Here is a 14,902-nt window from a genome sequence, read left to right on the forward strand (position 1 = left end):
CCCTACGCGACCGGCGCGGGCGATTCCCCGCCCTGCTGGGCCGCCTTCATCTCCATCAGCAGGCTGTGCAGCATTTCGGTCGACAGCCCATGCAGCACCAGGCGGTAGCCGGCGCGCAGGGTCGACATCGGCACCAGGGGATGGTTGTTGTTGACCAGGATCAGGTGCTGCGGCGCCCCCAGCAGCTTGGCCGCATAGATGCCGATGGTCTCGTCGAGCTGTAGCGAATTGGCCGCGCGCCAGAAGTCGTTATCGGTCAGCAGCAACTGGTAGAGCGGCGTGAACAGCTCGATGGCGCTTTGCAGGTCGAGGAAGTTCAGCTTGCCCCGGGGCATGTCGTCCAGCGACAGGTCCGGGTCCCGGATCATCGAGAAGTCGACGCGCTCGGGCGCGTGCATCTCCATGCCGGCGTCGCGCAGCGCCTGGTTCAGCCGGATGACGAAGTTGAACAGGTTCAGATCGTGCTTGACGAAAAGATCGTCCTTCAGATCGTCGATGTCGCGCGGCTCCAGCGGCGTGGTCGTGATGGGCACGGGCGAATTGGCCGCGATGAACGACAGGATCTGCGCGCCCAGGTGAAAGTGCCGCAGGATGAGCCAGTTGGCCTGCGGCGAGACGAAGCGCTTGAGTCCCCAGGCCAGGATGCGGTGCAGCAGCCTGGAATGCGACCAGCGCCGCGGCAGGAAGGTCTTGACGATCTGGATCAGGATGATGAACGCGCGCGCCAGCGGCCGCAGGAACGGCAGCAGGTACTGGCGCGATGCGCAACTGGAATCGGTCAGCCACGCTTTCTTCACCTTGTCCGGCAAGGGCGTGCTGCGGTCCAGGTAAAGCGCCAGCCAGGGACTGGGATCGGCGGGATCGTGCCCCTGGGCGAGGAATTCCGGTTCCTGGTTCATGCCCCCTCGTCCTCCATCACGTGATGAAACTGCATCAGGTACAGCGCGGCCGTGCGGCGCGCGGTATCGACGATGCGTTGCTCCGCCCGGCCGTCCTCGTCGCAGTCCAGCGCCAGCTCCACCGCCGACAGCCAGCGCGCCAGGTGGTGTTCGTCGTTGTGGCCATGGTATTCCAGGAAGCGGAAGGCATCGGGCGGCAATGTCAGGCTGGCCTTGAGCAGCGGCAGCAGCGCCGGCACGATGCGCTGGCCCGTGCCTTCGATGATGTAGATGGCGCCCAGCAGCCCGATCGGATCGCGCGTGGCCGCCAGGCCGTGCAGATAGGCGTTGAGCGCCTCGCCGCCCGGATTGCGGCGCAGGGCGTCGATGCTGTCCACCGCGCCGCCCGCGTTGCGATAGTCCTGGAACAGGATCTGGAAGTCGTTCTGCTCTTCGCCGGCGTGCATGTCGATCAGCGCGGCCAGCGGCGCGTATTGCTCCGACAGCGAGGCCGCGCCTTCGCGCATCCATTTGCTGCCTTCGCGCACCTGCGGGATCCAGTTCTCCATCCAGTTCAGGTAGTCGGCCGTCTGGAACCGGCGGTTGCGCAAACGCCGCACCACCGGTGTGCGCCAGACGCGCGAACGGTAGTCGTGCCAGATCGCCGCCAGTTCGGTCAGCAGTTGGCCCAGCCCCTGCGGCGCCATGTCCGGATCGTGCGGCGGCGCGATCGCCTCGGCATCGCCGCTGTTCGCAGCGTCGCGCGGCGCCGCCGCGGCAGGCGCGCCGGCGGCGACTGGGCTGGCATGGACCGCTTCGGCCTCCAGCAGCATGTAGGCCGCCATGAAGCGTCCCGATTCGGGGATGTAGCAGAAAATCTGCTCGCCCGGCTTCACCTCGCGCGTTTCCAGAAACTCCGCCAACATGATCAGAATGGAGGCGGCCCCCGTGTTGCCGCGCCAGGCCAGGTTGCTGAACCAGCGACTGCGGGGGATCACCAGGCCCGCCTTCTCCATCAGGTCCTCGACCACGGGGATGAATTTCTCGGACGAGTAATGGCACAGGAAATGGTCCACCTGGTCCGGATCCAGCCAGCCGTCGCGCACCAGCTTGGCGTATTCGTGGATGCCGATATCGAACAGGTGCGGCAGCAGCCGGATGTCCTGGCGCAGGGACAGCGCGCCGTCGGCCTCGGCTTCGTGCCACGACGGATAGTCCAGGTGCCCATTCTTGCGGTCGGCAGAGAGCCCCAGTTGCATGCACACGGGATAGTCGCCCGAGAACGAGCGCTGGTGCACCCACTTCAGGCACAGGCGCACGCCTTGCGATGCGCCGGGCAGCGGCCGTCCGGTATTGCCGAGCAGCACCGCTCCCGCGCCGTCCGACAGCATCCAGCGCAGGAAGTGCGCATCGAAATCCGCGTCGTAGCCCCGAGCGGCGAAGCGCGAGCGCTTGAACAGCCGCGACGGCAGTTCGCTGGCCACCGCCAGCGCGCTGGCGTGCCCGCCCATCTCGACCCCCTGCGCCGCCACCTGGATGGCCGAGACGCCCGCCGCGCAGATGCCGTGCACCGACAGTGTCTCCATGGGCGGCGCGGCCAGCTCGCCCTGGATCATGTTCGAGAATCCCGGCATCAGCGCGTCGCCGCCGGACGAGCCGCTGGCCAGCAGCGACACCGCCGACAGGTCGCTGTCGCCGCGCCGCAGGCAATCGCGGATGGCGTTGGCCGCCAACTGCGCATTGGTGAATACCGTGGCGCCCTCGGAATCGATTGCGTAGTGGCGTTGCCTGATGCCGTTCTCGGCCAGGATGCGGCTCTTGATCCGGCCGGACATGCGGTTCAGCGGCGCGATGTAGCTGTCCATGGCCTCGTTGGACACGGGCTCTCCCGGCATGAAATAGCCGGCGCTCTCCAGGTAGACACGATGAAACGCAATGGGCATGGCGGGTCTCTAGTGAAAGAATGGGGTGGCGGCGCTAGCGGACGTGCTCGGGCGCCATGCGCGAATGGCTGCGGAAACGCGGCACGAACGTGCCCAGCACGAAGACGCGGAACATATAGGGCGTCAGTCCGCGCTCGTTCAAGGCCGGATGCACGCGGCCGCGGTAGCGCTCGCGATGCAGGCGGGTCAGCTCGGACCAGTGCGCCCGCGAATGCTCGTGATGCGCGGTATGCAGGCCGATGTTGAACAACAACGGATTGACCAGCCCTTCGAAATTGCGCGCGTAGTCCAGGCCGGCGACGGACCGGGGGCCGCCGTCGGCGTGCGCATGCTGCAGGTAGTTCGTGGCCAGCAGCCAATGCAGGCCGTGCAACTGCGGAACGATGACGAACACCAGCGCCTTGGCGGGGTTCACCGCCAGCAGGCCGCCCCACAGGCCGAGCCACGCGCCGTACTGCGCCATGCAGTAGCGCCATGCGCCCGGCCAATGGCGGCGCAGGCGGCCCAGCCAGGCGAAGAACAGCGGATACAGCACCCACACCGCCTGGAGCGGGTGGATCAGATAACCCCAGAGATGATTCGTGTCGCCGCCGAAGCGGTAGGTGCGCGCCGCGTCGCGCGCGCCGTGCCGGTAGCGGTGGTGGTTCGCCACGTGGGCCGGATAGAAGACGAACGTCGGATGCCCCTGCAGCAGGGTGATCCAGAAGTCGGTGATGCGATTGGCCCGGCGGCCGCGCCACATCCGCAGGTGCGTGTGGTTGTGGTGGATGACGCCGATGCCCAAAGTCAGGAACAGCATCAGCCCGTACAGGGGCCACCAGAACCCGTGCACCCATTGCCAGGCCGCCAGCGCCGGCAGGACGGCCAGGTAGGCAAGGCTTTGCCAGTCGCGCCGGTTGCGCAGCGCCGGCCGCCGGCGCGGCGCCTCAGGCCCGCCCGCCAAGCGACTCTCGCTGCCGGAAGGCATCCAGTTGGGGCGCCGCCGCCTCGGCCTTGAGCCGGGTGCGGAACAGGCGGTCCATGAAGGTGAACTGGAAGCCGTAATTGCCGTTGTAGCAGGCATGGTGCAGATGATGCCGGCGGCTGGCGGCGAACCAGTGCGCATAGGACACGCGGGGAAAGAAGTCGTAGTTGGCGTGCCCGATGCAGTTGAAGAACAGGCTGAACAGCGGCACCGAGACCAGCGACCAGAAACTGAAATCGTGCAGCACCATGGGCAGCAGGATGACGTTGCCCAGCATCAGGGCTTCGATGGGATGGAAGCTGTAGGTGGAGAACGGCGTGGTCACGACCGAACGGTGATGCGGCAGGTGGAACCGGCGCAGCGGCCTGGTGTGCAGCAGGCGGTGATTGATCCAGAAGTGCACGTCGTTCCAGGCCACCAGCACCAGGATCTCGGCCAGGATCTGCCGCCAGCCGGCATCCGGGTCCAGGCGCGCCCATCCCAGTTGCAGCAGGCCCCACGGGAAAATCATGCCGGTGCCGAACAGCAGGATGGACAGGCCGGATTGGGCGAACTCGCGCCGCAATTGGCCGGGCGCGAGCGGGCGCGGATCCAGCGCGCGCCCGATGCCGAGTGCGGGCAGGAGGTAGTGCGTCAACAGCCAGGTGGCCGCGCCGAAGACCAGATAGATGCCGCCGAAAAACAGCAAGCCCGCCAGCATGACCTGCCAGGCGGACAAGGCTTCAAAAGCTTGGGCCATGAACGTTTTTTTTACCCGGAGAATGGCCGCATCATAAGCAATCCGTCAGCTTCCAGGCAGGTCATTTATTACCAAATGAATCTGAACGCCACAAAGCTGGCGGACTGCTCACGCGTGGCACGGGCTATTGGCCGGGATACAGGCGGTTCAAGCCGGTTACCGCCGCATCCAGGCGGGCGGCCAGGACTTCGCTGGCGCGCGGCATGGGCTGCCGCAATTCCGCGCTCAGCAGGCCCTGGCGGCCCAGTTGCGCCTTCACGGGGCCGGGGTTGGGCTCGGCGAACGTCAGTTGGATCACCGGGACCAGCGCATGGAACAGCTTCCTGGCCTGGTCCAGTTGTTGCGCGCGCACGGCGCGGTGCATGGCCACGAACAGGTCCGGACGGATGTGCGCCGCCGCCGCGATCATGCCGGCGCCGCCCAGGCAAAGCACGGTCAGGGACTGCAGGTCCTCGCCCGCCAGCACGTTCATGTTGCCGTCGGCGATCAGCGCGATCGTCTTGTCCAGCGCTCCTCCGCAATCCTTGATCGCGGCGATGTTCGGATGCGCCGCCAGCGCGAGCAGGGTCGAGGTGTCCAGCGTCGCGCCTGTCCGGTAGGGAATGTCGTAGAGCACCAGGGGAAAACGCGAAGCATCGGCCAGGCAGCGGAAATAGGCCGCGGCGCCTTCCTGCCCGGGGCGCACGTAGTACGGCGCGGGCGCCAGGATGCCCGCCAGCGGGCGCGTGCCGAACGCGGCCAGGCGCTGCAGCACGTGTCCCTGGTGGTTGCCCGCCAGGCCCATGATGACGGGCAGCGCGCCCGCTTCCGTCAGCACGGCGTCCAGCACGGCCAGTTGTTCGGCATCGTCCAGGGCCGCGGCTTCGCCGGTGCTGCCGCACACGACCAGCCCGTCCACGCCGGCCGCGGCGTAGTGGCGCACCAGGCGGCGCAAGGCTCCGCCATCCACGGCGCCGCCGGAAAACGGCGTGACGAGAGGCACCCAGACGCCCTGGATCGGAGATTGGTGAGATTGCATGTGAACACTCCTTCGGTGTAAGCGGACCGTGGTTGGACCGTACAGAAGTGCTCGGGATATCAGGGGGATGCGCGGACGGCGCCAAGCGCCGCCAGGAGGCCGCTGTTCCGTCGCCCATCTGACGGAACAGCATGCTCCGGTCAGACGAGCGGCTGTTTTTTGGATTTCAGGCCAGCGCAAGCCAGCGCCGCGCCCAGGGCGCGGAACGGGAAAGCGGATTGGCTGGCCTGACGGATCATGGAATTGGGAACTGCGGGTGGCGCAAGAAACGGAAATCTACCGGGAGCGCAGGGCGGTGTCAACGGCGGCTGGCAAACATAGTGTCAGACACCCGGGGAGCGCTGGTGCAGGATGGCGTGCGTCTCGTACGGGTGTCAGACACCGCCCGAGATGGCAAGGTGTCGGACACCCATACGAGATGGCCGCCCATGCCGAAGCCTATCTCCCCGGGTGTCTGACACCACCCGCCCCGGCAACCACTCACCCCAAGCTGGCCAGAAACACCGCGCACAGCGCTTCCATCCCCTTGCGGTCGTCTTCGTCGAAGCGGTCCGGCACCGGGCTGTCCACGTCCCACACGCCGATCAGCCTGCCGTCCAGCACCAGCGGCACGACGATCTCGGAACGCGAAGCCGCGTCGCAGGCGATGTGGCCCGGAAAGGCGTGCACGTCGGGCACCAGTTGCGTCTGGCGCTGGCTGGCGGCGGCGCCGCACACTCCGCGGTTCAACGGGATGCGCACGCAGGCCGGCTTGCCCTGGAACGGGCCCAGCACCAGCTCGGTGCCGTCGTAGAAATAGAAACCCGCCCAGTTCAACTGAGGCAGGGCCTGGTAGGCCAGCGCGCTCAGGTTGGCGGCATTGGCGATGCGGTCGCGCTCGCCTTCCAGCAGGGCGCGGGCCTGGACGGCCAGTTCGGCATACAGGGCGGCCTTGGAATCGGCGGTGATGGGGGCGGCTTCGAACATGGAAATGTAACTGTACAGGCGATTATCGGTGCAGGTGATTTTAGGGGTTTCGCCCATTATGGGGGCCGGGCCGCCTCCATATGGGACAATACTTTTCGCCGATTTTTTCAACCGGGCCTCCCGAAGGGAAAAAAAAGCCCGTCTCTTCCTACCCCTTCTTGATCAAGAAGCACTCCATGGACAAGCCTCTCGAACCTGCGTTTTCCTTCTCGGAACGCGCCCAGCAACTCACCAGCTCCGCCATCCGCGAGATCCTCAAGGTAACCGAGCGTCCCGAAGTCATTTCGTTCGCCGGCGGCCTGCCGGCGCCCGGCGGCTTCCCGGTAGAAGTGGTGCGAGAGGCATTCGACAAGGTATTGGCCACCAACGGCCGCGCCGCCCTGCAGTACGGCCCGACCGAAGGCTACGCCCCGCTGCGCCAATGGGTCGCCGACGACCTGAACAGCGCCGGCGCGAACGTCGCCGCCGACCAGATCCTGATCGTGTCGGGCTCGCAGCAGGCGCTCGACCTGCTGGGCAAGGTGCTGATCGACAAGGACAGCAAGGTGCTCGTCGAAGACCCCAGCTACCTGGGCGCCCTGCAATCGTTCAGCCTGTACCAGCCGAAGTTCACGCCGGTGCCCACCGATGAAGGCGGCCTGATCCCGGAAGCCATCACCCCCGAACTGGCCGATGGCGCCCGCTTCCTGTATGCGCTGCCCAACTTCCAGAACCCCACTGGCCGCACGCTCAACCTGGAACGCCGCATCGCGCTGGTCAAGCGCGCCGCGGAACTGAACCTGACTATCGTCGAAGACGACCCCTACGGCGAACTGCGCTACGCGGGCGAGCCGCAGCCGGGCCTGATCGCGCTGGCCGCCGAATACGGCGCCAACGTCGTCCGCCTGGGCACGTTCTCGAAGGTGCTGGCCCCCGGCCTGCGCCTGGGCTACATCGCCGCCGCGCGCCCGCTCATCAACAAGCTGGTGCAGGCCAAGCAGGCTACCGACCTGCACACGCCGACGCTGACCCAGATGGCCGTGTACGAAATCGTCAAGGACGGCTTCCTGAACGAACACCTGCCCAACGTGCGCGAAATCTACCGCGCCCAGGGTAGCTGCATGCTGGACGCCATCACGCGCGAATTCCCGTCCACCGTCACGTGGACCAAGCCGGAAGGCGGCATGTTCATCTGGCTGACGCTGCCCGAGCACATCGACAGCACCAAGCTGCTGGAAAAGGCCATCGCGCAGAATGTGGCGTTCGTGCCCGGCGCGCCGTTCTACTGCGGCGCCGGCAAGTCCAACACGCTGCGCCTGAGCTTCGCCACCGTGCCGGAAGACAAGATCCGCACCGGCATCGCCATCCTGGGCAAGCTGCTTCGAGAAGAGTAGGTCCCCCCCCCGAAGCGCCTGCGGCGCTTCCCCCCCAGGGGGGCGCCGCTACGGACCGGCGGAGCCGGATCCGTGCGGCCCCGCTTGGGGGCGCAGCGGCGGCATCTGGAGGAGATGCAGCAAGTGTCTGACACCCGTACGAGATGATCTACGGTTTGCCGCGACGCTTCCCGGGTGTCTGACACCCGAGGAGCACTGACGCAAGCCGTAGCATCTCGCGTACGGGTGTCAGACACAGGCGAAGCACGGGCACCGCGGCATACGGAGCGGCTCGGCGCAATGCCCGAGCCGCCATTGTTTTATGCTGTCGGTTTTCCCCACTCCGTTTCGCCGTGACAGTGAGCGCTCCCCAACAATCTCCCGTCGACCTCAGCGACATCGTCTTCACCGACTGGGTCGAACGCTGGCTGCCGAAATCGTGGCGGCCCTACGCCCGGCTTTGCCGCCTGGACCGCCCCATCGGCACCTGGCTCACGCTGCTGCCCGCCATCGCCGCGCTGGTCCAGGCCGCGGGCGGCCTGCCGGACCTGCAACGGCTGATCGTGTTTTCGCTGGGCGCGTTGCTCATGCGCGGCATCGGCTGCACCGTCAACGACATGTGCGACCGCGACTTCGACAAGCACGTCGAACGCACGCGCTTCCGCCCGTTGACCAGCGGCCAGCTCACCATGAAGAACGCCGTCTGGTTCCTGCTCGGGCAATTGCTGGTCTGCGGGTCGCTGCTGTTCTTCCTGAACGGCATGAGCCGCTGGCTGGCGGTTGCGGTACTGCCGTTCGTCTTCATCTATCCCCTGTGCAAGCGCGTCACGTACTGGCCGCAGGTCGTGCTGGGCATCTGCTTCAACTGGGGCATGCTGATGGCCTGGTCGGATACCCAGAACCACGTGCCGCTCGCCGCCGTCGCGATGTGGGCGGGGGCCGTGCTGTGGCAAGTGGGCTACGACAGCATCTATGCCTATGTGGACGTGCGGGACGACCGCAGCCTGGGCCTGCATTCCACCGCCATGCGCTTCGGCGACCGGGGCAAGCTCTGGATCGGCGGCTTCTATCTGGCGACCGTCGTGCTGTGGTCGTGGGGCGGCTACGCCATCGGCCTGTCGTGGGCCTACCAGGCCGGCATCGCCGCGGTGGCGGCGCATCTGGCATGGCAGTTGAAAGTGTTCGACATCCAGCGCCCCGACCGCAACTTCATGCTGTTCCGCGCCAACCTCTGGCTGGGCGCGCTGCTGGTGGCCGCGGCGCTGGCCGGCACGCTGATCCGCTGAAGCGCATTGCCTGGCGCGCCGGCCCGGGCGATGATAGCCCTTCCTCAACGCCTTACGGAGGCCCGCATGCCCGCTTTGCTCAAACCCCTGGCCCTGGCGGCCGCGGCCGCGGCCGCCGCCGCCATCGCGGCCGTCCCGGCGCAGGCCGCCGGCGACTGCTCGGCCCAGCGCGGCTGCGCCGCCAAGTTCTGCCACATCGAAAACGACATCGCCGCCGCGCAGGCGCAGAACAATACCCGCCGTGAAGCCGGCTTGCGCAAGGCCTTGGCGGAAGCGAAGGCAAACTGCACCGACAGCCGCCTGCAATCCCAGCGCGAGGCAGACGTGCGGGAAAAACAGAGCAAGGTCTCCGAGCGCGAAAGCGAACTCAAGAAAGCCCGCGACAAGGGCAAGCAGGACAAGATCGACAAGGCCCAGCGCAAGCTGGATGAGGCCAAGGCGGAATACGACGCCGCGCTGGCCGAACTGAACCGCTGACCTTCCCCTTTGCCGGCCCCGGGCCTCGTCCCGGGCCGCGCGCCGCTTTCCCCTCCCTCTTCCCCCTCCTCCGCCGCTACGCGCCCGCCTTCAGGCGCGGGCCGCGGCCATTGCGTCATCAAATGGAAATATCACCATACATGGTGTCAATCGGTAAGATAAAAACCGATTAGCCTATATTTTGGAAAGATGTTTTCAGGTAATAAGGGTTTATCCCAGGGCTATTTAGGCACAGAATGCATCTCATCGGGACACAGCAAGCGAACCCCCGGCAATCACGTCAGCGGTTCGGCTCCCAAGCTCAAGACATCGGAGGTCTGCCATGAAAACCCTTGCTACCGCTTTGATGCTGTCCATGTCCGTTCTGGCCGCCGGCGCCCAAGCCGCCGAAGCCGACCAGGGCCCCACGCGCGCCCAGGTCCAGGCCGAACTGCAACAAGCCAAGGTGTCGGGCCAGTACACGTTCGGCGAAGAAGGCTATCCCGCCCCCATCGCCCAGACGTCGGGCCTGACTTCGCAACAGGTCCAGGCCGAACTGGCCCAGGCCAGGAACGCCGGCGAAGTGACTTTCGGCAATCTGGACTACCCGCCCGTCGCCGCTGCCGAACACGCCACCTCGCTGACCCGCTCCCAGGTCCAGACCCAGTTGGCGCAAGCCAAGTCGGAAGGCCTGGTCACCTTCGGCAACCTGGACTACCCGCCCCTGGGCAGCTAATTCCCCGTGGCCGCCACGGCCACGCAAGCGCCCCCCAAAGCCCCTCGGCACATGCCGGGGGGTTTTGTTTTTGACGATTCGACATCCAATTAAGTCGAATCAACGTTACCTATGGCCGATACGACTATTTGGTATCTACACATCGACAGTGCGCGGGCATAGGATGAGGCCACTCCCTCCCTCTTACCCGCAGGAGCCCGCACCATGTCCACCGCCTCCCCCCGTCCTGTCCTCCTCCTGGGCGCCGGAAAAATCGGTTTCGCCATCGCGCTGATGCTGGAACGCAGCGGCGACTACTCGGTGCTGGTCGCCGACCAGGATCCGGCCCGGCTGCGCGCCGTGGCCGAGCTGGGCTGCGAAACCCGGCAGATTTCGGACGACGATTCGCTGGCGCGCTGCATCGAGGGCCGCTACGCCGTCGTCAACGCACTGCCCTTCCATCGCGCCATCGCGGTTGCCGGCCTGTGCGCAAAGGCCGGCGTGCACTATTTCGACCTGACCGAGGACGTGGCCAGCACGCATGCCATCCAGGCGCTGGCCGAGGACGCCCGCAGCGTCCTGATGCCGCAATGCGGCCTGGCGCCCGGCTTCATCGGCATCGTCGGCAATGCGCTGGCGCGCCGCTTCGATACGCTGCTGGACCTGCGCATGCGCGTCGGGGCCCTGCCGCGCTATCCCTCCAACAGCCTGCGCTACAACCTGACCTGGAGCACGGAAGGGCTCATCAACGAATATTGCAACCCGTGCGAGGCCATCGTCGACGGGCAGCTCACGAGCGTGCCGGCCCTGGAAGGCTACGAGACCTTCGCGCTGGACGGCGTGGAATACGAGGCCTTCAACACCTCGGGCGGGCTGGGCACCCTGCCCGCCACCCTGCTCGGCCGCGCGCGCAACGTGGACTACAAGTCCGTGCGCTACCCCGGCCACTGCGGCATCATGAAACTGCTGCTCAACGATCTGCGCCTGCGCGACCGCCGCGACCTGCTCAAGGAAATCTTCGAGGCGGCCATCCCCACCACCGAACAGGACGTGATCGTGATCCAGGCCTCGGCGTCGGGCCGCCGCAACGGCCGGCTGGAGGAAGAGTCCTACCCGGTCCGCATCTTCGGCGCGGACGTCGAGGGCCATCGCCTCAGCGCGATCCAGCTATCCACCGCCGCGGGCATCTGCGCCGCGCTCGACCTGGTGGCGCAGGGCGTCCTGCCGCAACGCGGGTTCGTGGGCCAGGAAGCCATCGACCTGGAGACCTTCGCGCACAACCGCTACGGCCGGGTCTACGCGGCCAAGCCGCTGGCCCTGGCGGGCAGGGCCACGGCCGACCGCTGAGCCGGCCGATCCGGCGCGCGCTGCGCCTAGGTCCAGCCTTCCAGGCGCAGCGTGGCGCGCACCAGGCGCTGCTCTTCCTGCTCGATGTCCGACAGGCTCTGGCGCACGCTGTCCACGTGATCCGCCGCCGCCTTGCGCGCCTGTTCGGGCTGGCGCCCCGTCACCGCGTTGAACAGCCGCGTGTGCTGCCGGTCGATCTGCCGCTTTTCGGGTTGGCGGTGGTACAGGTTGTTCACGCAGGCGAACACGGACCCCAGCAGCAGGTCCGTCAGCGATTGCAGGGTATGGACCAGCACCGGATTGTGCGAAGCCTCGCAAATCGCCAGGTGGAAGGCGTGGTCCAGGTGGGCGTGCGTCGTCGTGTCGGTGTCCGCGCCCTGCGCCGCCACCATTTCGTCATAGCGCCGGCGGATCATGATGAAATCCGCCTCGGTGCCGCGGATGGCGGCCAGCCGCGCCGATTCGGCCTCCAGCAGGGAACGCACCTCCAGCAGGTCGTACAGGGTGCGCGGCTGCGAATTGAACAGATGCATCAACGGCCCGGCGTCCACCTTCGAGATCTGCGCCACGAACGACCCCTTGCCCTGCGAGGTATGGATGATCTCGCGCGCGCGCAGGAGCTTCAGGCCTTCGCGCAACGCCGTGCGCGACACGCCCAGTTTTTCGGTCAGCCGCCGTTCGGACGGCAGCGCCTGGCCGGCCTTGAGCACGCCGTCCAGGATCAGGCGTTCGATGCGCTCGGCGACCTCGTCCGCCACCTGGCGGGGTTTTTCTTCTGTTTCCGCGTACATTCGCTCTCCGGACCAGTGGTATGACCAAGCTCGGTCCCAGCAGGAGCCAGCAAATCAAGCCTCGGTAAGTAGCTGATATAAAACCATAAAAATCGACGCTTTGCCTGAGGCGGCAAAAATAAACTGGTATGACCAGCGGGTTTTGATATGGACATTGCGGCAGGCGCGAACGATGATGTCACGACAGATCCGCCCGGCGCGCGGCGCCGGCCAGCTTCACTTACCGCTAGAGAACCGCATGACTCAACGCATCCAGCACCACGGCCTGCAAGTGGCGGCCGATCTCAACCAATTCATCGAACAGGAAGCGCTGCCCGGCACCGGCCTGGATGCCGACGGTTTCTGGCAAGGATTCGCGGCCCTGGTGCAAGACCTGGCCCCCAAGAACCGGACGCTGCTGGCCGAGCGCGACCGCCTGCAAGCCGAACTCGACGCCTGGCACCGCGCCAATCCCGGCCCCATCGCGGATCCCGCCGCCTACCGCAAGTTCCTCGAAGGCATCGGCTACCTGCTGCCGCAGCCCGCCACGGTGCGCGCCACCACCGACAACGTCGACACCGAGATCTCGCAGCAGGCCGGCCCGCAACTGGTCGTGCCCATGTCCAATCCGCGCTACGCCCTGAACGCCGCCAACGCGCGCTGGGGCAGCCTGTACGACGCCCTCTACGGCACCGACGCCATCCCCGCCACGCCCGGCGACACGGGCGGCGGCTACAACCCGCAACGAGGCGCCGCCGTCATCGCCCGCGCCCGCGCCTTCCTGGATTCCGCCGCCCCGCTGGCCCAGGGCTCGCACGCCGACGCGCGCGGCTACACCGTCGAAAACGGCCAGTTGCGCGTCGCACTGGCCGACGGCGCAACCGGCCTGAAGTCCGGCTCGCAGTTCGTCGGCTACCAGGGCTCCGCCTCCGCGCCCTCGGCCATCCTGCTCAAGAACAACGGCCTGCATTTCGAGATCCAGGTCGACCGCGCCCACGCCATCGGCGGCACCGACGCCGCGGGCGTCAAGGACGTGCTGGTGGAAGCCGCGCTGACCACCATCATGGATTGCGAAGACTCCGTCGCCGCCGTGGACGCCGCCGACAAGGTCCAGATCTACCGCAACTGGCTGGGCCTGATGAAGGGCGACCTGACCGAACAAGTCACCAAGGGCGGCAAGACCTTCACCCGCAAGCTGAACGCCGACCGCCAGTACACGCGCCCCGACGGCTCCGCGCTGGCCCTGCACGGCCGTTCGCTCATGTTCGTGCGCAACGTGGGCCACCTGATGACCAACCCGGCCATCCTGGACCGCGACGGCCGCGAGATTCCCGAAGGCATCCTGGACGCGGTGGTCACCAGCCTGGCCGCGCTGCAGGACCGCGAGCGCAAGCTGAACTCGCGCACCGGTTCCGTCTACATCGTGAAGCCCAAGATGCACGGCCCGGCCGAGGCCGCCTTCGCGAGCGAACTCTTCGACCGCGTCGAAGACCTGCTGAAGCTGCCGCGCAACACCCTGAAAATGGGCATCATGGACGAAGAGCGCCGCACCAGCATTAACCTCAAGGCTTGCATCGAGGCCGCCGCGGCCCGCGTGGCCTTCATCAACACGGGCTTCCTGGACCGCACCGGCGACGAAATGCACTCCAGCATGGAAGCCGGCCCCATGCTGCGCAAGGGCGACATGAAGTCCACCGCCTGGATCACGGCCTACGAACGCAACAACGTGCTGGTCGGACTGGACGCCGGCCTGCGCGGCCGCGCCCAGATCGGCAAGGGCATGTGGGCCATGCCGGACCTGATGGCCGCCATGCTGGAACAGAAGATCGCGCATCCCAGGGCCGGCGCCAACACGGCCTGGGTGCCGTCGCCCACGGCAGCCACGCTGCACGCGCTGCACTACCACCAGGTCGACGTGCAGGCCGTCCAGCAGGAACTGGAAGGCATCAAGCTGGACAGCGTGCGCGACGATCTGCTGAGCGGCCTGCTCACCGTCCCCGTCGGCGACCGGTCGAAATGGTCCGCCGAGGACATCCAGCAGGAACTGGACAACAACGTCCAGGGCATCCTGGGCTACGTGGTCCGCTGGATCGACCAGGGCGTGGGCTGCTCGAAGGTGCCGGACATCCACAACGTTGGCCTGATGGAAGACCGCGCCACGCTGCGGATCTCCAGCCAGCACATCGCGAACTGGCTGCGGCACGGCGTGACCAACCGCGAACAGGTCCTGGAAACGTTCAAGCGCATGGCCAAGGTGGTCGACGGCCAGAACGCCGGCGACGCGCTCTACCGTCCGATGGCCGGCCACTTCGACACCTCGCTCGCGTTCAAGGCCGCGTGCGCGCTGGTGTTCGAAGGGCTGACGCAGCCCAACGGCTACACCGAACCGCTGCTGCACAAGTACCGCCTGGAATTCAAGGCCGCCCAGGCCTGACCTCCCGGCCCCCGACGCAAGACGACCGGACAGC

Annotated in this window: 13 protein-coding genes; 6 read left to right on the top strand and 7 right to left on the bottom strand. The window is 66.8% G+C overall.

The window, feature by feature from the left end:
* Nucleotides 1-2 precede the first annotated feature (2 nt).
* The 6 genes from WHX56_RS03945 to WHX56_RS03970 form a co-directional block, all read right to left on the bottom strand.
* On the bottom strand, nucleotides 3-899 hold the full coding sequence (locus tag WHX56_RS03945; RefSeq protein ID WP_287754201.1) for a DUF6999 family protein: 897 nt from the start codon (nucleotides 897-899) through the stop codon (nucleotides 3-5).
* Nucleotides 896-2,821: an iron-containing redox enzyme family protein gene (locus tag WHX56_RS03950; protein WP_338880542.1), complete on the bottom strand. Its 1,926-nt coding sequence runs from the start codon at nucleotides 2,819-2,821 to the stop codon at nucleotides 896-898. Before WHX56_RS03950 ends, WHX56_RS03945 begins: the two co-directional genes overlap by 4 nt.
* Nucleotides 2,822-2,855: 34 nt before the next feature.
* Nucleotides 2,856-3,788, bottom strand: a complete 933-nt coding sequence (locus WHX56_RS03955) for a fatty acid desaturase (protein WP_338880543.1) — start codon at nucleotides 3,786-3,788, stop codon at nucleotides 2,856-2,858.
* Nucleotides 3,748-4,524 carry a sterol desaturase family protein gene (locus WHX56_RS03960; RefSeq protein ID WP_129242301.1) on the bottom strand — a complete coding sequence of 259 codons (777 nt, stop codon included), beginning with the start codon at nucleotides 4,522-4,524 and terminating at the stop codon, nucleotides 3,748-3,750. Before WHX56_RS03960 ends, WHX56_RS03955 begins: the two co-directional genes overlap by 41 nt.
* Nucleotides 4,525-4,648: 124 nt before the next feature.
* Nucleotides 4,649-5,542 (bottom strand): 4-hydroxy-tetrahydrodipicolinate synthase, encoded by an 894-nt coding sequence (gene dapA, locus WHX56_RS03965; RefSeq protein WP_338880544.1) that lies wholly within the window; start codon nucleotides 5,540-5,542, stop codon nucleotides 4,649-4,651.
* A 480-nt stretch (nucleotides 5,543-6,022) separates the two neighbouring features.
* Nucleotides 6,023-6,508: a GAF domain-containing protein gene (locus WHX56_RS03970; RefSeq protein WP_287754265.1), complete on the bottom strand. Its 486-nt coding sequence runs from the start codon at nucleotides 6,506-6,508 to the stop codon at nucleotides 6,023-6,025.
* Nucleotides 6,509-6,684: 176 nt separating this feature from the next.
* On the opposite strand from WHX56_RS03970, the gene WHX56_RS03975 reads away from it, so the two are divergent.
* The 5 genes from WHX56_RS03975 to WHX56_RS03995 all read left to right on the top strand — a co-directional run bounded on the left by WHX56_RS03975 (nucleotide 6,685) and on the right by WHX56_RS03995 (nucleotide 11,664).
* Nucleotides 6,685-7,881 (top strand): PLP-dependent aminotransferase family protein, encoded by a 1,197-nt coding sequence (locus WHX56_RS03975; RefSeq protein ID WP_129242298.1) that lies wholly within the window; start codon nucleotides 6,685-6,687, stop codon nucleotides 7,879-7,881.
* Nucleotides 7,882-8,219: 338 nt separating this feature from the next.
* A complete protein-coding gene (gene ubiA / locus WHX56_RS03980) occupies nucleotides 8,220-9,146 on the top strand; it encodes a 4-hydroxybenzoate octaprenyltransferase (protein ID WP_338880545.1) in 927 nt (308 codons plus the stop codon).
* Between the two features lie 66 nt (nucleotides 9,147-9,212).
* Nucleotides 9,213-9,623, top strand: a complete 411-nt coding sequence (locus WHX56_RS03985) for a DUF1090 domain-containing protein (RefSeq protein ID WP_338880546.1) — start codon at nucleotides 9,213-9,215, stop codon at nucleotides 9,621-9,623.
* A gap of 322 nt (nucleotides 9,624-9,945) precedes the next feature.
* Nucleotides 9,946-10,338, top strand: a complete 393-nt coding sequence (locus tag WHX56_RS03990) for a DUF4148 domain-containing protein (RefSeq protein ID WP_129242295.1) — start codon at nucleotides 9,946-9,948, stop codon at nucleotides 10,336-10,338.
* Between the two features lie 204 nt (nucleotides 10,339-10,542).
* The gene (locus WHX56_RS03995) at nucleotides 10,543-11,664 is read left to right on the top strand and encodes a saccharopine dehydrogenase family protein (RefSeq protein WP_338880547.1); all 1,122 of its coding nucleotides are present in this window, start codon (nucleotides 10,543-10,545) and stop codon (nucleotides 11,662-11,664) included.
* 26 nt (nucleotides 11,665-11,690) lie between these two features.
* Here the strand turns inward: WHX56_RS03995 and glcC are convergent, their stop codons facing one another.
* Complete coding sequence (gene glcC / locus WHX56_RS04000; protein WP_129242293.1) at nucleotides 11,691-12,455, bottom strand: transcriptional regulator GlcC; 765 nt, start codon at nucleotides 12,453-12,455, stop codon at nucleotides 11,691-11,693.
* Nucleotides 12,456-12,693: 238 nt separating this feature from the next.
* On the opposite strand from glcC, the gene WHX56_RS04005 reads away from it, so the two are divergent.
* Complete coding sequence (locus WHX56_RS04005) at nucleotides 12,694-14,868, top strand: malate synthase G (RefSeq protein WP_338880548.1); 2,175 nt, start codon at nucleotides 12,694-12,696, stop codon at nucleotides 14,866-14,868.
* The last annotated feature ends 34 nt before the right edge of the window (nucleotides 14,869-14,902 follow it).

Source organism: Achromobacter veterisilvae (assembly GCF_037619525.1).
GTDB lineage: Bacteria > Pseudomonadota > Gammaproteobacteria > Burkholderiales > Burkholderiaceae_B > Achromobacter > Achromobacter veterisilvae.